General features: G+C 65.7%; 15 protein-coding genes. 11 read left to right on the forward strand and 4 right to left on the reverse strand.

Annotated elements, in window-relative coordinates; genetic code table 11:
* Positions 1 to 119: 119 nt before the first annotated feature.
* From DMR_RS16175 to DMR_RS16205, 7 genes are all read left to right on the forward strand, one after another.
* The gene (locus DMR_RS16175; protein WP_015862068.1) at positions 120 to 875 is read left to right on the forward strand and encodes a fumarate reductase iron-sulfur subunit; all 756 of its coding nucleotides are present in this window, start codon (positions 120 to 122) and stop codon (positions 873 to 875) included.
* Position 876: 1 nt separating this feature from the next.
* The gene (locus DMR_RS16180) at positions 877 to 1,716 is read left to right on the forward strand and encodes a fumarate hydratase (RefSeq protein ID WP_015862069.1); all 840 of its coding nucleotides are present in this window, start codon (positions 877 to 879) and stop codon (positions 1,714 to 1,716) included.
* Positions 1,716 to 2,258: a Fe-S-containing hydro-lyase gene (locus DMR_RS16185; protein WP_015862070.1), complete on the forward strand. Its 543-nt coding sequence runs from the start codon at positions 1,716 to 1,718 to the stop codon at positions 2,256 to 2,258. The genes DMR_RS16180 and DMR_RS16185 overlap by 1 nt, the downstream gene beginning before the upstream one ends.
* 30 nt (positions 2,259 to 2,288) lie before the next feature.
* Positions 2,289 to 3,140 (forward strand): sulfide/dihydroorotate dehydrogenase-like FAD/NAD-binding protein, encoded by an 852-nt coding sequence (locus DMR_RS16190; protein ID WP_015862071.1) that lies wholly within the window; start codon positions 2,289 to 2,291, stop codon positions 3,138 to 3,140.
* Positions 3,118 to 4,596, forward strand: a complete 1,479-nt coding sequence (gene gltA, locus DMR_RS16195; protein WP_015862072.1) for an NADPH-dependent glutamate synthase — start codon at positions 3,118 to 3,120, stop codon at positions 4,594 to 4,596. Before DMR_RS16190 ends, gltA begins: the two co-directional genes overlap by 23 nt.
* Before the next feature lie 33 nt (positions 4,597 to 4,629).
* Positions 4,630 to 5,949, forward strand: coding sequence for a malic enzyme-like NAD(P)-binding protein (locus DMR_RS16200; protein WP_015862073.1), 1,320 nt, complete (start codon positions 4,630 to 4,632; stop codon positions 5,947 to 5,949).
* A 396-nt stretch (positions 5,950 to 6,345) separates the two neighbouring features.
* A complete protein-coding gene (locus DMR_RS16205; RefSeq protein WP_015862074.1) occupies positions 6,346 to 6,906 on the forward strand; it encodes a tetratricopeptide repeat protein in 561 nt (186 codons plus the stop codon).
* A 263-nt stretch (positions 6,907 to 7,169) separates the two neighbouring features.
* Here DMR_RS16205 and DMR_RS16210 read toward each other — a convergent pair whose 3' ends face one another.
* The gene (locus DMR_RS16210) at positions 7,170 to 13,235 is read right to left on the reverse strand and encodes a PAS domain S-box protein (RefSeq protein WP_043600919.1); all 6,066 of its coding nucleotides are present in this window, start codon (positions 13,233 to 13,235) and stop codon (positions 7,170 to 7,172) included.
* A gap of 400 nt (positions 13,236 to 13,635) precedes the next feature.
* On the opposite strand from DMR_RS16210, the gene DMR_RS16215 reads away from it, so the two are divergent.
* From DMR_RS16215 to DMR_RS16225, 3 genes are all read left to right on the forward strand, one after another.
* Positions 13,636 to 14,037, forward strand: a complete 402-nt coding sequence (locus tag DMR_RS16215; RefSeq protein WP_015862076.1) for a MucR family transcriptional regulator — start codon at positions 13,636 to 13,638, stop codon at positions 14,035 to 14,037.
* A gap of 389 nt (positions 14,038 to 14,426) precedes the next feature.
* A complete protein-coding gene (locus DMR_RS16220; protein WP_015862077.1) occupies positions 14,427 to 15,149 on the forward strand; it encodes an acyltransferase in 723 nt (240 codons plus the stop codon).
* 36 nt (positions 15,150 to 15,185) lie between these two features.
* The gene (locus DMR_RS16225; protein WP_015862078.1) at positions 15,186 to 15,446 is read left to right on the forward strand and encodes a hypothetical protein; all 261 of its coding nucleotides are present in this window, start codon (positions 15,186 to 15,188) and stop codon (positions 15,444 to 15,446) included.
* A 45-nt stretch (positions 15,447 to 15,491) separates the two neighbouring features.
* Here the strand turns inward: DMR_RS16225 and DMR_RS16230 are convergent, their stop codons facing one another.
* Together DMR_RS16230 and DMR_RS16235 are read right to left on the reverse strand one after the other, a co-directional pair.
* Positions 15,492 to 16,409 carry a carcinine hydrolase/isopenicillin-N N-acyltransferase family protein gene (locus DMR_RS16230; RefSeq protein WP_015862079.1) on the reverse strand — a complete coding sequence of 306 codons (918 nt, stop codon included), beginning with the start codon at positions 16,407 to 16,409 and terminating at the stop codon, positions 15,492 to 15,494.
* Positions 16,410 to 16,467: 58 nt separating this feature from the next.
* Positions 16,468 to 16,929 (reverse strand): hypothetical protein, encoded by a 462-nt coding sequence (locus DMR_RS16235; protein WP_015862080.1) that lies wholly within the window; start codon positions 16,927 to 16,929, stop codon positions 16,468 to 16,470.
* A gap of 171 nt (positions 16,930 to 17,100) precedes the next feature.
* Here DMR_RS16235 and DMR_RS16240 point away from each other — a divergent pair, with 171 nt between their 5' ends.
* The gene (locus tag DMR_RS16240) at positions 17,101 to 18,723 is read left to right on the forward strand and encodes a B12-binding domain-containing radical SAM protein (protein WP_015862081.1); all 1,623 of its coding nucleotides are present in this window, start codon (positions 17,101 to 17,103) and stop codon (positions 18,721 to 18,723) included.
* Between the two features lie 115 nt (positions 18,724 to 18,838).
* Here the strand turns inward: DMR_RS16240 and DMR_RS16245 are convergent, their stop codons facing one another.
* Positions 18,839 to 19,189, reverse strand: coding sequence for a hypothetical protein (locus tag DMR_RS16245; RefSeq protein WP_043600921.1), 351 nt, complete (start codon positions 19,187 to 19,189; stop codon positions 18,839 to 18,841).
* Positions 19,190 to 19,337: the final 148 nt, after the last annotated feature.

The raw sequence follows: 19,337 nt of genomic DNA on the forward strand, positions 1-19,337 counted from the left end.
CGGGGAGTGCTGGGAAGAGGCCTCCGGCGGCCGGGGGGCTCAGCCCCCCGGACCCCCGACATGGGGGATGACGCGGCGGCGCGAGGGTGTCGCTGTTTGTGAGCGAAAAGGAGAAGACAATGGGCAGAACGCTGACTTTCAATATATTCCGGTACAACCCGTCCGATCCGGCTTCCTCGCCGCATATGGACAAATTCACCCTGGACGAAACCGAGCGCATGACCCTTTTTATTGCGCTCAACCGCATCCGCGAGGAAATCGACCCGACCCTGATGTTCGACTTCTGCTGCCGGGCCGGCATCTGCGGCGCTTGCGCCATGGTCATTAACGGCCGGCCGGGACTGGCCTGCCACACCAAGACCAAGGAAATGCCCGCCGAGATCACGCTCATGCCCCTGCCGGTCTTCAAGCTGGTGGGCGACTTGTCCGTGGATACCGGCACCTGGTTTCGCGGCATGTACCAGAAGGTCGAATCCTGGGTGCACACCGACAAGAAATTCGACCCCAAGGCTCAGGAAGAGCGCATGGACAACGCCCTGGCCGAGCAGATTTACGAGCTGGACCGCTGCATCGAATGCGGCTGCTGCGTGGGCGCCTGCGGCACGGCGCTCATGCGCGAGGACTTCCTCGGCGCGGTGGCCCTAAACAGGCTCGCCCGGTTCATTCTTGATCCCCGCGACCAGCGCACCGAGAAAGATTACTTCGACATCGTCGGCACCGACGAAGGCATCTTCGGCTGCATGGGCTTACTCGCCTGCGAAGACGTCTGCCCCAAGCAGATTCCGCTCCAAGAACAGCTCGGCAAGCTGCGCCGCAAGATGGCTTTGGCCGCCGTCAAAAACATCCTGCCCAAGTTCCTTAAAAAGGACTTCTAGCATGAAGATCGTACAAGCCAAGGACATCCGCGAAGCCGTGGCCGCCATGTGCATCGCGGCCAACCGCGAGCTGCCCGCCGACGTGCGCGCCGCCTTCGAGGCCGCCCACGCCGCCGAGGAAGCCCCGGCCGCCAAGGAAATCTTCCGCCAGCTCCTGGAAAACGCCGACCTGGCCCGGGACACCGGACTGCCCCTGTGCCAGGACTGCGGCCTGGCCGTCTTTTTCGTCGAGGCCGGCGAAGACGTGCGAGTGGAAGGCTCGACCCTGCGCGAGGCCATAAACGACGGCATGATTACCGGTTACAAGGACGGGTTTCTGCGAAAATCCTCCTGCGATCCCTTTACCCGCAAAAACACCGGCGACAACTCGCCCTCCATCATCCACTTCGACATCGTGCCCGGCGACACGCTCAAAATCACCATGATGGCCAAGGGCGGCGGCTCGGAAAACATGTCGCGCGTCACCATGCTCTCCCCGGCCCAGGGCTGGAAGGGCATCAAGGACTTCGTGGTCAACCGCGTGGCCGAGGCCGGCCCCAACCCCTGCCCGCCCACCATCGTCGGCGTCGGCATCGGCGGCAACTTCGAACTGGCCGCGGTCAATTCCAAAAAGGCGCTCATGCGCGAACTGGACGACACCCATCCCGACCCCGAGATCGCCAAGCTCGAGGACGAACTGCTGGCCGCCATTAACGCCCTGGGCATCGGCCCCATGGGCCTTGGCGGCAAGACCACGAGCCTTGGCGTCAAGATCCTGGTCGCGCCGTGCCACCTGGCCAGCCTGCCCCTGGCCGTCAACATCCAGTGCCACAGCGCCCGCCACAAGGAGGTCATCTTCTAATGGCCGAACATCATCTGACCACGCCCATCACCGACGCTGACGTCGAAAAGCTCAAGACCGGCGACGTGGTGTTCATCACCGGCCACATCTACACCGCCCGCGACGCCGCCCACAAACGGCTCGTCGAGACCCTGGACGCGGGAAATCCCCTGCCCTTTGACCTCAAAGGCGCGCTCATCTACTATGTCGGGCCTTCTCCCGCGCCTCCGGGACGCCCCATCGGTTCGGCCGGTCCGACCACGAGCTACCGCATGGACACCTATGCCCCGCGTCTGCATTCGCTGGGGCTTAAGGGCACCATCGGCAAGGGCAAGCGCAGCGACGAGGTCAAGGCCGCCCTGGCCGAACACAAGGCGGTCTACCTGGGCGCCACCGGCGGAGCCGGCGCGCTGCTGTCGCAGCGCATCACCGACGCCAAGGTCATCGCTTACGAAGACCTTGGCCCTGAGGCTATACGGGAGTTGACGGTGAAGGACTTCCCGCTTCTGGTCATAAACGATTGTCATGGCGGGGAGCTGTACGTGAAACCGAACCTCGGCTAGACGCGCCGCGCGGCGCGCATCGGAGCCCCAATGCCAAGCCGGATCCTGCGCAAGCGCAAACTGATTCCGGGCATGACCAGCGAGCTGGTCATCGAGGCCCCGCATATCGCGGCCAAGGCCTTGCCCGGCAACTTCGTGATCCTTCGGGTGTGGGAGGACGGGGAACGCATTCCCCTGACCATCGCCGACGCCGACAAAGAGACAGGCACCATCACCCTGGTCTATCTCGTCATGGGCAAGACCACCGCCCATCTCGAGACCCTGGATGCCGGCGACGACATCCTGGACCTGTGCGGACCGCTGGGACGCGCGACCGAGATCCACAAAGTGGACGGCCCGGTCATCTGCGTCGGCGGCGGCACCGGGATCGCGGCCATGCACCACATCGCCAAAGGCCACCACATGGCCGGCAACCTGGTGGTGACCATCATCGGCGCGCGCTGCGAGGATCTGCTGCTGTTTCGAGACGAACTGTGCTCCTTTTGCCCCGAGGTGCTCATTGCCACCAACGACGGCAGCTGCGGCCGGCAAGGGCTGGTCACGGACCTGCTCGTCGAAATGCTCGAAAACGACAAGACCGTGGCCGAAGTGGTGGCCGTCGGCCCGGTGCCCATGATGCGGGCCGTGGCCGAGGCCACCCGGCCGTTTGGCGTCAAGACCACGGTGAGCCTCAACTCCATCATGGTTGACGGCATCGGCATGTGCGGCGCCTGCCGGGTGAGCGTTGGCGGCGAGACTCGTTTCGCCTGTGTGGACGGTCCGGAATTCGACGGCCATGCCGTGGATTTCGGCGAGCTTGGAGCCCGGCTGACGGCTTTCAAGGATCAGGAACGTCTTTCCTACGAGGAGTTCAAGAGCCATGGCTGCAACTGCTCCAAGTAAGAAAGCGAAAGCCCCCCGCACGGCCATGCCCGAGCAGGATCCCAAGGTCCGGGCCCGCAACTTCGAGGAAGTGGCCCTGGGCTACACGGCCGAGATGGCCCTGGCCGAGGCCGGCCGCTGTCTGCAATGCAAAAAACCCGCCTGCCGCAAGGGCTGTCCCGTGGAGATCGACATCCCCGGGTTCATCAAACAGATCACGGCCGGCGACCTTGACGAAGCCTACGCCGTGCTGCGCCAGACCAATTCCCTGCCGGCCGTGTGCGGCCGGGTCTGCCCCCAGGAGACCCAGTGTGAAGGGTCGTGCATCGTCGGCAAGAAAGGCGAACCCGTGGCCATCGGCCGGCTGGAACGCTTTGTCGCCGACACCCACCTGGCCAAGACCGCCTGCGAGACCGTCACCGGCGGCCCGGCTTGTTCCATGCCGCGCGACGACCTGAAAGTCGCCTGCATCGGCTCGGGGCCGGCCAGCCTCACCTGCGCCGGCTATCTGGCCGCCCGGGGCATCCCGGTCACGGTTTTCGAGGCCCTGCACGAGGTCGGCGGCGTGCTCGTCTACGGCATTCCCGAATTCCGCCTGCCCAAGGCCGTGGTGCGCCAGGAAGTCGAGGCCATGAAGGCCCTGGGCGTGGAATTTAAAACGAACTGGGTCGGCGGCAAGACCATCACCGTGCCCGAGCTGCTGGAGTCGGGCTACAGCGCCGTCTTCATCGGCGTCGGAGCCGGCCTGCCGCGCTTTCTGGGCGTGCCCGGCGAAAACCTCATCGGCGTGTTCTCGGCCAACGAGTACCTGACCCGGGTGAACCTCGGGCGGGCCTACAAGTTCCCGGCCACCGACACCCCGACCTTCCCGGCCAAGCATGTCGTCGTCTTCGGCGGCGGCAACGTGGCCATGGACGCCGCCCGCACGGCCATGCGCCTTGGCGCGGACAAGGTCTCCCTGGCCTACCGCCGCACCGAACACGAAATGCCGTGTCGCCGCGAGGAACTTCACCACGCCAAGGAAGAAGGCCTCGACATCCTGTGCCTGAACGCCCCGGTGGAATTTATCGGCGACGAAACCGGGCGGCTCAAACAAATCGTGCTCCAGCGCATGGAGCTTGGCGAACCCGACGAATCGGGCCGCTGCTCGCCGGTGGCCTGCCAGGGCGACACCTGTACCCTGGAAGCCGACATGGCCATCGTGGCCGTGGGCACCGGCGCCAACCCGCTCATCAGCCAGACCACCCCGGGCCTGGAGACCTATCGCCGGGGCTACATCGTGGCCGATCCGGCCACGGGCGAGACGTCCATTCCCAATGTCTTTGCCGGCGGCGACATCGTCACCGGCGCGGCCACCGTCATCTCGGCCATGGGCGCCGGACGCCGGGCGGCCAAGGCCATCGCCGACCGCCTGCTCGGCGGCGCGGCGACCGACATGCCACCGGACAACGCGGCGGAAGATTCCGCCGACGCGTAACAACGCGGGAAACCAACCAAGCGAGGTATCACAATGGCGCTTTTCACCAAGGAAGAAGCCCTGAACTACCATTCGGTCTGGCGCACGGGCAAACTGGAAGTCGTGCCCATAAAGCCCTGCCGGAACCAGAAAGACCTCTCCCTGGCCTATTCGCCGGGCGTGGCCCAGGCCTGCCTGGCCATCGCCGCCGATCCTGAGCTTGGCTGGAAGTACACCAACCGCGGCAACCTCGTGGCCGTGGTCTCCAACGGCACGGCCGTCCTGGGCCTGGGCAACATCGGCGCGCTGGCCGGCAAGCCGGTCATGGAAGGCAAGGGCGTGCTGTTTAAGACCTTCGCCGACATCGACGTCTACGACATCAACCTCAACACCAAGGACCCCGAGAAGATCATCGAAACGGTCAAACTCCTCGAGCCGACCTTCGGGGCCATCAACCTCGAAGACATCAAGGCCCCGGAGTGCTTCGAGATCGAGCAGCGCCTGATCGAGATCATGGACATTCCGGTGTTCCACGACGACCAGCACGGCACGGCCATCATCTCCGGCGCGGGCATCATCAACGCCCTGGAGATCGCCGGCAAGAAGATCGAGGACCTCAAAATCGTGGTCTCCGGCGCGGGCGCGGCGGCCATCGCCTGCTCCAAGTTCTATGTGGCGCTGGGCGTCGATCAGGCCAACATCGCCATGTTCGACTCCAAGGGCCACATCCACGCCGGCCGCACCGATCTGCACCCGACCAAGGCCCAGTTCGCCCAGAAAAAGGCCTTTGCCAATATGGCCGAAGCCTTCAAGGACGCCGACGTGTTCCTGGGCCTGTCCACCAAGGGACTGGTCAGCAAGGACATGGTCAAGAGCATGGCCAAGAATCCCATCATCTTCGCCATGGCCAACCCGGACCCGGAGATCCCCTACAACGACGCCAAGGAAGCCCGCCCCGACGCCATCATGGGCACCGGCCGCTCGGACTTCCCCAACCAGGTCAACAACGTCTCGGGGTTCCCGTTCATCTTCCGCGGGGCGCTTGACGCCGGCTCCAAGAAGATCAACGAGGAAATGAAGATGGCCGCCGCCAAGTCCCTGGCCGCCCTGGCCAAGGAGCCCGTGCCCGTCGAGGTCATGGACATGTACGGCGAAAAGGACGTGAAGTTCGGCATCGACTACGTCATCCCCAAGGCCCTGGACTTCCGTATGCTGGAATGGGAAGCCCCGGCCGTGGCCAAGGCGGCCATGGACACGGGCGTTGCCACCAAGACCTTGGACCTGGAACAGTACAAAAAGGACCTGCGTACCCGCATCGACGCCGCCCACAAGCGCATCAAGGACTACGTGGCTTCCTACAACTACGACTTCTAGCCGACGCCCTGCCGGGCCGGCGCAACGACAAAGCCCGCGACGGTTCGCTGTCGCGGGCTTTTTTGCGACCCAGCGGACCGGATCGGATCGGGCCGGGCCTGATCACGGCTGGCGACATCCGGGCCACCCCATGACAACAAGCAGCTGAACGGAAAAGTACATCCAGAATCCTGACGGTTATTTACTCGACATTGTGACTATACAACAACTATATTCAACATGTCTCTTTCTGTCTAAACTGTTTTCATTATACAACAATGCAAGAATGAAACGACGCCATACATTACAATTCTACCGACATAGACCAATAATCAAGCCTCTCCTCTTGCCAAAAACCTCACTTGGCCCCATACGATACAAGAAGGCTCTCAACCTTCAACACCACGGAGGCTTACGATGAAGCTTCGCGACATCCTCATTCTTGCCTTTGCCGCCTTGCTCTTTGCCGCATCCCCGGCCCTGGCCAAGAAGCACGCCGCCGTCAATCCCATAAACGCCGATTACGCCAAGGGCGTGGCCGCCGTGAACGACCGCCATTGGAACGACGGCATCGCCCTTCTGACCAAGGTCATCGACAATCCGGCCACGCCCAAGGAGCTTGTGCCCCTGGCCCTGACCAACCGGGGCACGGCCTACGCCAACAAGAAGATGACCGCCGAGGCCCTGGCCGATCTCGACAAGGCCATCAACCTCAACCCCGACTATACCGCCGCCTATTATGATCGGGCCCGTATCCTGGCCATGCAGAACAAGCACGCCGAAGCCGTGGCCGATCTGACCAAGGCCATTGAACACAGCAAGGCCGGCAAGCCCCAGGCCGTCTACTACAAGAACCGGGCCTTGAGCTACGGGGCCATGTCCAAGCTCGACGAGGCCAAGGCCGACTTCGCCAAGGCCAAGCAGCTTGACCCCAAGATCAAGATCCCCATGCACTACAAGCCTATGATGGCCCAGTAAACGACAACGCCGGCGCGAGAGGCTCAAAGGCCTTTCGCGCCGGCATGCGGCGGGATGCCGGTTCGCGCCCTGCCTAATGTCGCGTCCCTTAAAAAATACGATAGTATTTTTTAAGAAAAACAAATGGTTTTAGCTTTTTGACTACAAAACACCATAGGCGCTTTTCGCGGACGCGACACGGGAGAAGCCGGCCTCAGCCCGAGTGCTCTTTCCCCGGCTGATCGGCTAAATCCAGCCCGTTACCTCTCTCCCGGCCGGCCGCATCAATCCTGCCCGCGCCCGGTCACCCGGGCCAACACCCGCTCCAGTTCCTTGGCGTCCACGGGCTTACTCACGTAGTCGTCCATGCCGGCGGCCAGGAATTTTTCCCGGTCCCCGGCCATGGCGTAGGCGGTCATGGCCACGATGGGCGTTTTGGCCCGGTCCCCCAGGGCGGCGTTTTCGCGGATGGCCCGGGTGGCGGCCACGCCGTCCATCACCGGCATCTGCACGTCCATGAGGATGCAGTCATAGGTCGCGCGGGCAGCCTTGGCCGCCGCCTCGGCCCCGTTTTCGGCCACGTCCACGGCATGGCCGGCTTTTTCGAGCATCCGGGCAAAGCTCATGAGGCTGACGGCATCGTCCTCGGCCAGAAGCAGCCGCAAGGGCCTGGGGCCGTCCTGGGACGGCCTGACCGGCGGCTGGGCCGAAACCGGCCCGCCCGACACATGGCGGGCCAAGGGCAGGGACACGTGGAAGGACGTGCCTCGCCCGAGCTCGCTTTCCACGGCGATCTCGCCGCCCATGAGCCGCACCAGCCGGCGCACGATGGACAGCCCCAGCCCGGCGCCGCCGAACCGGCGCACATAGACGCCCTCCACTTGGCCAAACGGCTCGAAAATGACGCCCAGTTCGTCGTCGGGGATGCCGATGCCGGTGTCGGTCACGATGACCAGCAGATGGAAGGCCGCGTCGAACTGCCGGGAGGCCGGAGCGATATGCACGGACACGCCCCCGGCGTCGGTGAATTTGACGGCGTTGCCCACGAGGTTGAAGAGAATCTGCCGCAGTCTGGCCTCGTCAGCCCACAAACGCCCGGGCAGGGACGGATCGAGGGCCACGGACAGGGCCAGGCCTTTCTCCCGGGCCGGCAGGGAAAACAGGTCCATGACCGCGCCGCGCAGGTCGGCCGGGTCCACGGCTTCCTGGCGGATGACCAACCGGCCCGACTCCACCAGGGACAGATCAAGGATGTCCGAGAGCAGGCGCGTGAGCCGCTTGGAGGCCTTGACCGCGTTGTCCACGTATTCGCCCTGTTCCGCGTCGAGGTCCGTGCCGTCGAGCAACTGGAGCATCCCGAGCACGCCGTTTAAGGGCGTTCGGATCTCGTGGCTCATGTTGGCCAGGAATTCGGACTTGGAGCGGCTGGCCGCCTCGGCCGCCTTTTTGGCGGCAATGAGCCGGCGGTCTAGGCGCAGGCGTTCGATGATCCGGGCGCAGGCCTCGGCCAGGGGGCGGATCTGCTCGGCCAGGGCCGCGTCGTAACCGCCCGCCCGGTTGGCCAGGCCGATGGCCCCCACGCATTCCTGCCCATGCAGCAACGGAAGTCCCAGAAAAGCCTCAAGGGGCGGATGGCCCTCGGGCAACCGGCCGCAGCCTCCGGGGTCGCCGGTTGGTTCGTTGGCGATGACCGGTTCGCCAGCCTGGCAGGCGGCGGCCAAAAGCTCGTCCGTGGCGGCAAAGACCAGTTTGCGGGCGGTCTCGGAAGACAACATCGGCCCGGAAACCCCATCCTTGCAGCGGTCGGACACGGCCAGAAGCCGCTGGACGGGGCGTCCCGAGGCATCCTCAACGAGTTCGGCCACGAAGCCGAAGCAGCTCTTCGTGGCGGCCACCACCTCGGCCAGGGCCGCGGCAAAAATCGCTTCGGCGGACTGGCCCGAGACGTAGGCCCCCTGGATGCGGGCCACGGCCGCGGCCAGGGCGTCTTGACGGCGTTTTTCCTCGGCCGCCCGGAGCCGTTCGGTGATGTCGCGGGTAAAGACGAGGCTCGCCGGCTTGCCCTGGTGCTCGAAAGGCACGGCCACGGCTTCCACGGGGACCGAACTTCCATCCAGGCGTTGGTAGCGTAGTTCCACCAGAGGCTGACTGCTTCGGCCCTCGTTGACGCTGCGGATGCGATGCCGAACGGTTTCACGAGAATCGGGGTGGATCATGGGCAGGATGTCTTGGCCGATCAACGCTTCGGGCCTGGCGGCGCCAAACAGGCGGGCCGCCGCCGCATTGACCGAAGCGAATTTGCCCTCGCACTGGACGATGATGGCGTCCGGGGCGGACTCCACGAGCTGGCGCAGCCGTTCCTCGCTGCGGGCCAGGGCGTTTGTTGCCTCGACCCGGGCCGTGGCGTCCTCGAAAATCACGGCGAACTGGTCCGGCCCGGTGCGCATGGCCGAGACACCCAGGTGTTTTCGCAGCGGTGGGAAATAGGTCTCGAAGGATTCGGGCCGGCCGGTTTCCACGATACGCTGGTAAACGTCGAGATTGGGCGGCGCGTCCACCCCGTAGATCTCCCGCACGCTGCCGCCCGTGGCTTGCTCCCGGGAGATGCCAAGGATGGCCGCGTAGCCGGGGTTGACGTCCAGGATGCGGTAATCGACCACCTCCCCGGCCTCGTCGCGCACCATGGCCAGCAGGCACATGCCCTCGGCCATGGCTTCAAACAGGCCGTGGTAACGGGCTTCGCTGGCGGCCAGGGCCTCCTCGGCCCGTTTGCGCTCGGTGATGTCCAGGCCGTAGGCGTTGGCGTAGCCGCGGCCGGGCACGGGCTGGACGAAAAAGGCGAACAGGCGGGAGCCCACGCCGATTTCGCCGCTGGCCCGCACGCCCTGGCCAAAGGCCGCCGCCGCCAGGGGAAGCAGGGCCTGGGGCAGGGGCTGGCCCGGTGCGCCGCCCAAGGATTCCAAAAGCTCCAGGCTGGCTGGGTTGGCGTAGACAACCGTGAAGTCGGGCAGAACGCGCAGCACCGGATTGGGGTTTTCCCCCGGGAACCGGGCCATGTCGCGAAGCGCCTCCTCGGCCTGCTTGCGCTCGGAGATGTCCAGGGCGTAGGCCACGCGCGAAATCGTGGTGCCGGCGGCGTCGCGCAGGGTGGTCACTTCCACCAGGACCGGGAACCGGCTGCCGTCCTTGCGGATATGCTCGGTCTCCACCACGCCGTGGCCCGCAGCGTCAAAGCCGGCGATGGCCTGGCCGACCCGGAGCCGGTCCTCCTCGGGGATGAGCTGGAAGAGCGGCTTGCCCAGGAGTTCGTCCGGTTCATAGCCCCGCTGTCGGGCAAAGGCCGGATTGACCTCGATGAAGGTGTTGTCCTTGGCGTTGACATGGGCCAGGCCGAACTCGGCGCTTTGAAACACCCGGTCCCAGCGCCGGGCCTGTTCTTCCAGGCGGTTGCGCTCGGTGACGTCGCTGGCCACCTCCAGGAGGGAGACCGGCCGGCTGGCCGCGTCGCGGTTGAGCACCCAGGTCACGGCCAGATCAATGGGCCGGCCGTCCTTGGCCCGCTTGCGCAGTTCCCCGGTCCAGCGGCCTTTTTGCAGCAACTCCTCCATGATGACCGGGACCGGCTGGGGAAACTCGGTGGACAGCAGCTCCCAGGAGACCTGACCCAGGGCTTCTTGCGGGGCGTAGCCGAAAAGCTCCTGGGCGCCGGTGTTCCAATAGGTGATCCGGCCGTCGAGGTCACGCACCATGACCGGGGCGAGATCCAGGAGCCGGGCCTTTTCGCGCAGTTCCTCGGTGCGCCGGGCCACCAGCGCTTCCAGTTCGGCCTGGCCCCGGCGCAGCACCGCCTCGGCCTCCTTGAGCGCCGTCACCTCGCCAAAGGTCAGCACCACGCCGTCCACCGCACCCTCGGGCGACCGGAAGGGATAGACCCGCAGGACAAACCAGCGGCCGTCCTCGCAGCGCACCTCGCGTTCGATGATCCCGGCTCCGGCCAGGACCTGCCGGCAGTCATCGAGCAGGCGCGAGGCCTCGAACGTGGTCTTGATATTGACTATGGGCCGGCCGAGGTCGGTTGGCGCGAAATGAAACAGGCAGGTCGTCGCCGGAGTGAAGCGCGCCACGGCCAGCGAGGCGTCCAGGACCAGGGTCGGGACGTTGGTGGCGGCCAGGAGGTTTTCCACAAAGCCCCGGGCCTTGGCCAGTTCATCGACTTTGTGCTGGAGCTCGGCGTTGACGAAATTGAGTTCCTCGTTGAGCGACTGGAGTTCCTCGCGCGAGGCGTCCATCTCTTCGTTAGAGGATTGCAGCTCCTCGTTGGCCCCGACCAGCTCCTCGTTGGCGGCGCGCAGCTCCTCGGTCAGGGTTTCGTAGCGCGACACGGCCCGGCCCAGGTCGTCGCCCAGACGCTCCAAAGCCGTCTCGTAGCGCACGACCAGCTCGACCTGCTCGGGCGGCGGCGAAGCGGTCGGCGCGGCGGCCGGCCCCGCGGGCTGGGGTTCGAAGACGAGCAACGTATAGGCCTGCCCGCCCCAGGCGTCGGTCACGGGCAGGCCGCGCACCAGCACGCCGCCGGCAACGCCAGGCAGGGCGGCCGGCCCAGCCGCTTGCTCGCCGCCGTCCCGGGCCACGGCGGCCAGCACCTCGCGCACGGCCGGACGCAGGGTTTTTTTCACGAGTTTGCCCAGGGACAGGCTCGGCTCGCCCGGAGCCAGCTCCAAAAACGCATTGAGATCGCCCACAAAGCGCACGATCTGTTCCTGGGGTGTCACCAGCACGGCCGGCGGAGCATAGCGGGCCAGAAGCGAGGCCTCGGCCAGCCCTTCATGGTTGGGAGCGACGGTCCGAAGCGGCGCGTTGTCGGGCTGGGCCAACGCCGGCGGGGGCACGAACCGCGTGGGCGACGGCACGGCGGCCGTGGCCGGCATGCGCCGAAACAGTCGCCAGGACTTGTCCACGGTGGCGAAAAAAGCCTGGGCCGAACCGATGGCCTCGGCCGGCCCCAGGAGCAGATAGCCGCCGGGACGCAGGGCATGGGCAAAAAGCGACAGCACCTTGGCCTGGGCTTCGGGATTCAAGTAAATCAGAAAATTGCGGCAGACGATCAGATCCATGCCCAGAAAGGGCGGGTCGCGCAACAAGTTGTGCACGGCAAAGACCATGGATTCGCGCAGCTGCCGGGCCATCTGGCAGGCGTTGCCGCTTGGGCGGCAAAAGGCCTCGCGCCGGCCCGGGGACAGGGCGGCGGCATGGCGGGCGTGGTAGACGCCCCGCCGGGCCGTTTCCAGGGCCTTGGCGTCGATGTCGGTGGCGAAAAGCTTGATCGCCCGCTGGCCCTCCCGGACCTCGGGACGCTCGGCCAGAAGCATGGCCAGGCTGTAGGCTTCCTCGCCGGTGGAACAGGCCGCCGCCCAGACCCGCATGACTTCCCCGGGTTCCAGCCGGCCCAGAATGTCGGGCAGGGCCATGTTCTCGATCAGGGCAAAGGCTTCGGGATCGCGGAAAAACGCGGTGACGCCGATGAGCATGTCGTCAAAAAGCCGGGCCAGTTCCTCGGGATCGTCGGCCAGGCGGTCGGCGTAGTCGGCCAGGCTCGGGCTTGCCGCCAACATCATGCGTTTCTTGCAGCGGCGCATGAGCGTGCCGCTCTTGTAGTCCTGGGCGTCGTGGTTGGCCAAGGCGGCCAGCAGTTCCCGCACCCGCCCCAGTGCCGCATGGTCCGACTCCGTCTGGCGCGGGTCCGTCTGGACGGCCGGCCGGCCGCCTGGAACGCCACAACCCAGGTCGGACCAATAAGCGGCCAGGGCCGCCCCCATGGCGGCCGGCGGCAGGACCGCGTCAGGCACCGCGCCGCTCCACGGCCCGGCAAACGCGCCCGGAAGCTCCTGCGCGTCACCGGCGGCCAACACCAGTCCCCCGGCGGCCCGCACGGCCCGCACGCCGGCCGTCGCGCCGCCGTCCAGCAGGACCGCAGCCGCGCACGGCCCGCACTCCCGGGCCAGGGAGGCGAAAAACAGATCAGCGGGGTCATCGGCCAGCCCCGGCGAATGTTGCCGCAACTGGTCGCCGGCCACGGTCCAGCCGTCGCCGGCCAAGCCCAGGTACACCACTCCCGGCGAAAGCCTCGCTCCGCTTTCTGCCGCAACCACGGACGGCCGGCCCGGCCCAGCCAGGGCGGTCAGGTCCCAAGGCCCCGGCCCGGTCGCCAGCACCACCACGGCTGCGGGGCAGTCAGCGGGCAGGGCAGCCAAAAAAAACCCGAGGCGCCCGCCATCCCCGACCACGACCCCGGCTACGGGGAAACCCGTGCCGCGTCCTTCCTCCCCATCGACCGACAAGGCAACGACCATGGAAATCCCCTCTGCCCGCTCACGCACGCCCCAAAGGCTCCGAACCGGTGACGGAGCAACCATCTTCCGTCATGGTTCTTACAGCCATTATTAGCACCACGAGGACATGTGGGCAACACCCTCCGCTCCGGGCAACACTCCCCAAGCGAGCGCAACAACGCCCCGCAACGCCAGCCTGCCGTCCTCGGCGAAATACCCGGGCAAAGTCCCTGCGCCAGCACTGCGGTGGTCCAGACGTTCGCGCCCTCCCGGGCGGGACGGACAATGCAGTAAACGGCCAAATCCCGCGAACCCAATATCCACTTTACGGAATCCCAAAAGCGTGTACAATGGGACTTGATTCCTACCAGAACACTCTGTATACCGCCGACTCCAATTTGAATTCATTGAGAGGAAATCCATGGAAGAGTATCTGCAAAGCGCCCTGGAGATCGTCAAAGCCCAGGCCGGCTCGCGTCCCATGACCGAGGAAGAAATTTTGAGCATGGTCAAATCCGTGGCCAGCGGCATTGCCGCCTTGACCACGGGCCAGCCTGTCCTCGGACAGGAAGAAGCGGCCGCTCCCGGCATGGACCCCAAGAAGTCCATTAAGGAAGCCTCCATTGCCTGTTTGGAGTGCGGCAAATCCTTCAAGGTCATCACCCGCAAGCACCTGGCCTCCCACGGCCTGACTCCCGAGGAGTACCGGGCCAAGTACGGCTTTAAAAAGACCCAGGCCCTGGCCTGCAAGTCCCTGGCCCGGGAACGCCGGGCCAAGATGAAGGACATGAAGCTCTGGGAACGCCGCCAGAAGCCGGAATAGCCCGCCCCTGCCCGGGCGCGGCCCTCTCGCCGGCACAAGGACCGGCCGTCCCCCAGGGACGGCCGGTCTTTTTTTTGTGGTCCCGCCCGGCCGGCAATCCTCGCGGCCCTTGCCCTGGCGCGGCCCTCTCGCCTATCCTGGGCCAGTCTCGCCCTACGCCCGCGACACCGGGCTGGCGACGACGCGGGGCAGCGCCCGACTCGTGCCGCGTCCACGAAAAGCGTATAGGGCATTTCGTAGGCAACATCTAAAAACCATACGTTTTTCTTAAAAAATACCCTCGTATTTTTTTCGGGACGCTCCATGAGGCTGTCGTCCCCCGGCCAAGCGTCGGATTTGTCAGAAAACGCCCCTGCCCCGGCTTTGCCGCCACACCGGGAGGAACCGCCGTGCCCCACTGGTTTTCCTGCCGCCTGCGCCAGGCGGAAGAGCTCCTTTCCCGCGTCCACGAACCCGAGGCCGTGCTGGAGCTTCTGGCCATCATCGAAGCGCCGCCCCTGGAATATGACACCGTCAGCCGCATCTCCCTCTACGCCGAAACCCTGCCCAAGGCCGAGGAGCATCCCTTCACCCCAGGCGAGCGCCACATGCATTTCCTGTGGGACGCCTTCGACAAGCTGCCCCTGTCGCTTATCGTACCCTTTGCCATCCCCTTTCGGCGGCTGCTGGCCCGGCGGCTGTTCGGGGCCTGCGGGGCGGCCTTTACCGCCGAGGAAAACGTGCGCTTCAACTTCGCCCGGCTGCTGCGGGTGGGCGAAGGCGTGTTTTTAAACCGCAACGTCTATCTCGACGCCAAGGGCGGCGTGACCCTGGGCGACGGCGTGGCCCTGGCCGAGGACGTGCGGGTTTTCACCCACAGCCACGGCGAAGCCTCGCACATCGAGCGCATTTACCGGCCGGTGGCCGTTGGCGACTACGCCAAGGTCTACGCCGGAGCGATCCTGCTGCCGGGCGTGACCGTGGGCCGGCAGGCCATCGTGGCCGCCGGCTCCCTGGTCGTCCACGACGTGCCCGACGGCATGGTGGCGGCCGGACGGCCGGCCAAGGTCATCCGGGAGCGGCGCACCGAAGGCCGCGACGGGGCCGACCTCGAACACATCTGGCTCTTCTGACCCGCGCCCCAACCCCCATCCAACAGGAGTCCGCCGATGCACATGCAGGATCTGCACAAGCTCATGCAAAGCCTCGCCGAGGTCAACGCCAAGGATGTCTGCGAGATCTGGCAGGCCATCGAGGCCAACAAGTCTGGTAAACACGTCAAGCACGACGTCGGCGGCTGGCACTCCGTGGACGGCCAGACCTTTTCCATCGAGATCGGGATATTAAACAGCGGCGGCCGGATGCTGCGCCTGCACATCGGCCCGGACGGCAAGTTCGACGGCGCGGTGCTTTTGCCCGACATGGACTGAGCGTCCCTTCAAAAAAAACGATAGTATTTTTGAAGGGACGCGACACTACTGCAAAAGGATGCGCGACTGCCCCGGAGGCGGGGCCGCATTCCAGAAGGCGGCGTCCAGGGTCAGGCTTGCCTCGGCTTGGCCCGCGCCCAACGGGTCGATGACCCGGATGATGACCTTTGGCGCGCCGCCGGCCGGCGGCAGCCAGGCGGCCAGCAAGCCCACGGTGCGGGCCTTGCCCGGGGCCGAGCCGGTGCGCAGGATCGACCGGTCCGGCCCGTCGGCCTGATCCTGGGCCAGGGCGGCCACGGCGGCCAGATCGGCCGGTTTTTTGAGCGCCGCCCACAGTTCCCGGATGCGGTTTAACCGCACAACACTCCCGGGCGCGTCCGGCTCCTGGCGCATGTCCGGGGTATCGACCAAAAGCGGATGGTTGGTGTGGGCCGTGAACGCCTCGCGCGCCATGACCTCGATCTTCCAGGCCTGGCCCGAGGATTCCAGCACGGCCACCTCATGGGCGTCGGCCACGATGGCGAAAATGGGGCGCACGCCGGCCAGCAGGTCCTTGGCGGCCACCACCTCGCGCACCGTGGCGAACCGCTCCAGCATGGGCCGCACCGGATAGACCAGGCCGCCGGCTTGGGTGCGCCTTTTGCGCTCGGCGCGCGGGATGGAACCCACCGCCGCCGTGATCACGGCCAGCCCCTTTTCGTTGACGCCGCCGACCATGGTCGGCTGGCCCGTGCCCGTGGACAGCATGGCCATGACCTTGTGGCCGTACTTGGGCGTCACCAGGGCAAACGAGGTCGGATGGCCCGGCGGATAGTCGCGGTTTTTGACCAGCAGGGAACCGCCGCCGGCCACGTCAGAACCGTTTACCGCCCACAGGGTGCAAGCCCGTACAGCTTGGGGCAGGGCCAGGACGGCCAACACCAACAGACAGGCGACGACCAGGAAACGGAAGCCTTGAACCATGAAACCCTCGCAACGACGTTGGGGTTTGGCTGGCCGGGGTGCCGTGCTTTGGCCGTAGTCATCGCCCCTTGGCGAGATCGTTGAGGTAGCGCAGGCGCTCCTGGGTGTTTTGCAGGATGTAGGCGCACATGTGGGCGCGCTCCAGGATGTAGGCGTTGGCCGAGGCGTCGTTTAACCGCTCGGGCGTCAAAAGCGGCAGCGCCATGGATTTGTACCGGGCGTCGACATACTGCGGCGACATGTAGGTCTTGGCCGCCGTCAGGAACTCCCGGCTTCTGGCCACGGCCTTGCGCTGGGTCTCCTGGTCGTTGGAGCCAAGGGCCATGGCCCCGGTAATGCGGGCCGCCACGGCGCACTGGCACAGTTCATCGACCAATTGGCTGCGGGCCGCCGCCGTGTACCGCGCCCCGGGCGGCGGCGCGACCCGGCCATCGGCTTTCTGGGCCAAGGCCCCTCCCGGAACGGCCAACCCGCCCATGACCGCCAGCAGCAACCACGCCGCCATTGCCCTGATCTTCATGCTCCGCCCCTTTTGCCGACTGATGCCGTCGGCCTAGCAATGCCGCGTCGGCTTGTCAAAAGGGGCGGCCGTCTCCCTCCCCCTCCCCGTAAGAACGCAGAGGCCGGAAAAAGAAAAAAACGGAAATGATGCATGGAGGGCGCGCTGCGGATGTGGTAGTCGGGGTGCACCATGCAAAATGTCCTCATGCTGCACCCGCCGTTGCCGTTGTCGTTTTGGAGCTTTCGCGAGACCCTGGCCATGACCGGAAAAAAGGCCCTGCTGCCGCCCCTGGGCCTGCTGACCGTGGCTGCCCTTTTGCCCAGGGATTGGAACATCCGACTGGTCGATCTCAATGTCCGGCCGCTGACCGAGGCAGACTGGGACGACATAGATTTGCTGTTCGTTTCTGGCATGTTGGTGCAGCGCGAGAGCCTGTTGCGGCTGTTGCGGGAGGCCAAGGCCCGGGGCATCCTCACGGCGGCCGGCGGGGCCTACCCCACCACCGCGCCCGAGGAAGTGCTGGGGGCCGGTTGCGATTTTCTCATCCAGGGCGAGGGGGAAACCACCATCCCGGAGTTGGTGGCCGCAATCACGGCCGGCCAGACAAGCGGCCGGTTCGTCTGCACGGACAAGCCCGCCCTGGCCGACTCGCCCCCGCCCCGCTACGACCTCATCGCCCCGGGCGATTATGAATCCCTGTCCCTGCAAACCTCCCGGGGCTGTCCTTTTGCCTGCGAATTCTGCGACATCGTCAGCCTGTTCGGCCGGGTCCCACGCCACAAGACGCCGACTCAGGTCATCGCCGAGCTGGAGGCCATCCGCCAGCTCGGCTTCCGGGGCACGGTGTTCGTGGCCGACGACAACTTCATCGGCAACCGTCCCCGGGCCGTGGCCGTGCTCGAGAGCATCATCGAATGGCAGGCACGGCACGGCGAACCCTTTGATTTCATCACCCAGGCCTCCATCAACCTGGGCCAGGACGCCCCGCTGATCGACTTGCTGACCGCCGCCAATTTCTCCTATGTTTTCGTGGGTATCGAATCCCCGGACAACGATGTTTTGACCGCCGCGCGCAAGCACCAAAACGTGCGCAACCCGCTATTGGACTCCCTGCGGGCCATCAACGCCAATGGCCTGAGCGTCATCGGCAGTTTCATCCTGGGCATGGACGGCGAAAAGGCCGGGGCCGGCCAGCGGATGCGGGCCTTTGCCGAGGCGGCGGATTTGCCCTGGGTCATGGTCAACGTGCTGCGCGCCCTGCCGCTCACCGCCCTGTGGGACCGGCTCAAGGCCGAAGGCCGACTCCATGACGGCATCGAGGAAAGCGGTTGGGACGCCCTGACCAATTTCACGCCCCAGCGCCCCATCGAGGCGATCTTCGCCGAACAGCTCGCGGCCCTAAGCGCCCTGTACGCCCCAGGGGCCTACCTGGGACGGGCGTTTCGGGCCACGCTGGCCATGCGGCCGACCCGTTCTTCCAGACCAGGGGCCGCGCCCAAGAAGAAAGCCGACCCCGACCTGGCCGTGCCCCAGAAAAACCCCAGCCCGGACGTCATGCCGCTTATGCGCCTGATCTGGCGGCAGGGCCTGGTCGGGGAGGCGCGCTGGCAGTTCTGGCGCCAGCTGGCCCTCGTCGCCTGGTGCAATCCCAGCCGGTTGCGGCGCTATATCGTCCTTTGCGGCATGGGGGAAAACCTCTATTCCTTCGTGCGCCACCTGCGCGCCCAGGCCGAACGCAGACGGTGCGCCCCGCCCAGTTCCCAGCCCCAGGGTAAGGCCCCTGCCGGGCCCGTGTCCTCGCCGACGGCCTAGGGACGTTGCCGTTGCCTTTGCTGCCCAGGCCTTGGCCGCCATGGGCAGGGCTTGCGCCGCGCCAGGAAAGAGCGAGGCCGCCTCGTGCAACCCCATCGTTTCGACATGTTGTCGTTCAGGCTATTTCGTCAGACCGAAAAACCATTCCCATCCGCCAAAACAGCGCGCTCACCAACTTGTCGAGCAACAAGGCAAGGATAAACAGCACCCAGAGCAGCACAACAAGCGGCATCTTGACGCAATGGATGAAAACGGTATTGAGAACAACATACCGATCCGGCAAGAGATACTCGTACACACGCACATAAAGGCTGGCCAGACTGGCCTCGGGCAAGCCGCCATGCCGTGCCGCCCAATAGATTGCATAGAGCATGGCAATCGTTGCCCCGAGTCCCAGTCCACCGAGGACGCAGAATCTCACGATCACGGCCGTTGACCCGAGGATAGTGCAGGCGATCCGAAGCATGTCCTTGTTTACGCTATGCTGTCGAGACTGAACAGGGGGTATCACGAGGCGGGGTGCAGCCATGGCTGCACCAAAATGAAGCCGATCCCCCTCGGCCGCTTCCCATCCCTGCGGGCCTGGGCTATTTCGACTCACCCCGTTTCGTTTC

Source organism: Solidesulfovibrio magneticus RS-1, from assembly GCF_000010665.1.
Lineage (GTDB): Bacteria > Desulfobacterota > Desulfovibrionia > Desulfovibrionales > Desulfovibrionaceae > Solidesulfovibrio > Solidesulfovibrio magneticus.

Coding starts and splice junctions, on each gene's coding strand:
- DMR_RS16185 (WP_015862070.1), top strand. CDS start 1,716: ATGGCCGAACATCATCTGACCACGCCCATCACCGACGCTGACGTCGAA.
- DMR_RS16180 (WP_015862069.1), top strand. CDS start 877: ATGAAGATCGTACAAGCCAAGGACATCCGCGAAGCCGTGGCCGCCATG.
- DMR_RS16215 (WP_015862076.1), top strand. CDS start 13,636: ATGGAAGAGTATCTGCAAAGCGCCCTGGAGATCGTCAAAGCCCAGGCC.
- DMR_RS16200 (WP_015862073.1), top strand. CDS start 4,630: ATGGCGCTTTTCACCAAGGAAGAAGCCCTGAACTACCATTCGGTCTGG.
- DMR_RS16190 (WP_015862071.1), top strand. CDS start 2,289: ATGCCAAGCCGGATCCTGCGCAAGCGCAAACTGATTCCGGGCATGACC.
- DMR_RS16175 (WP_015862068.1), top strand. CDS start 120: ATGGGCAGAACGCTGACTTTCAATATATTCCGGTACAACCCGTCCGAT.
- DMR_RS16205 (WP_015862074.1), top strand. CDS start 6,346: ATGAAGCTTCGCGACATCCTCATTCTTGCCTTTGCCGCCTTGCTCTTT.
- DMR_RS16225 (WP_015862078.1), top strand. CDS start 15,186: ATGCACATGCAGGATCTGCACAAGCTCATGCAAAGCCTCGCCGAGGTC.
- DMR_RS16210 (WP_043600919.1), bottom strand. CDS start 13,235: ATGGTCGTTGCCTTGTCGGTCGATGGGGAGGAAGGACGCGGCACGGGT.
- DMR_RS16235 (WP_015862080.1), bottom strand. CDS start 16,929: ATGAAGATCAGGGCAATGGCGGCGTGGTTGCTGCTGGCGGTCATGGGC.
- DMR_RS16245 (WP_043600921.1), bottom strand. CDS start 19,189: ATGCTTCGGATCGCCTGCACTATCCTCGGGTCAACGGCCGTGATCGTG.
- gltA (WP_015862072.1), top strand. CDS start 3,118: ATGGCTGCAACTGCTCCAAGTAAGAAAGCGAAAGCCCCCCGCACGGCC.
- DMR_RS16230 (WP_015862079.1), bottom strand. CDS start 16,409: ATGGTTCAAGGCTTCCGTTTCCTGGTCGTCGCCTGTCTGTTGGTGTTG.
- DMR_RS16240 (WP_015862081.1), top strand. CDS start 17,101: ATGCAAAATGTCCTCATGCTGCACCCGCCGTTGCCGTTGTCGTTTTGG.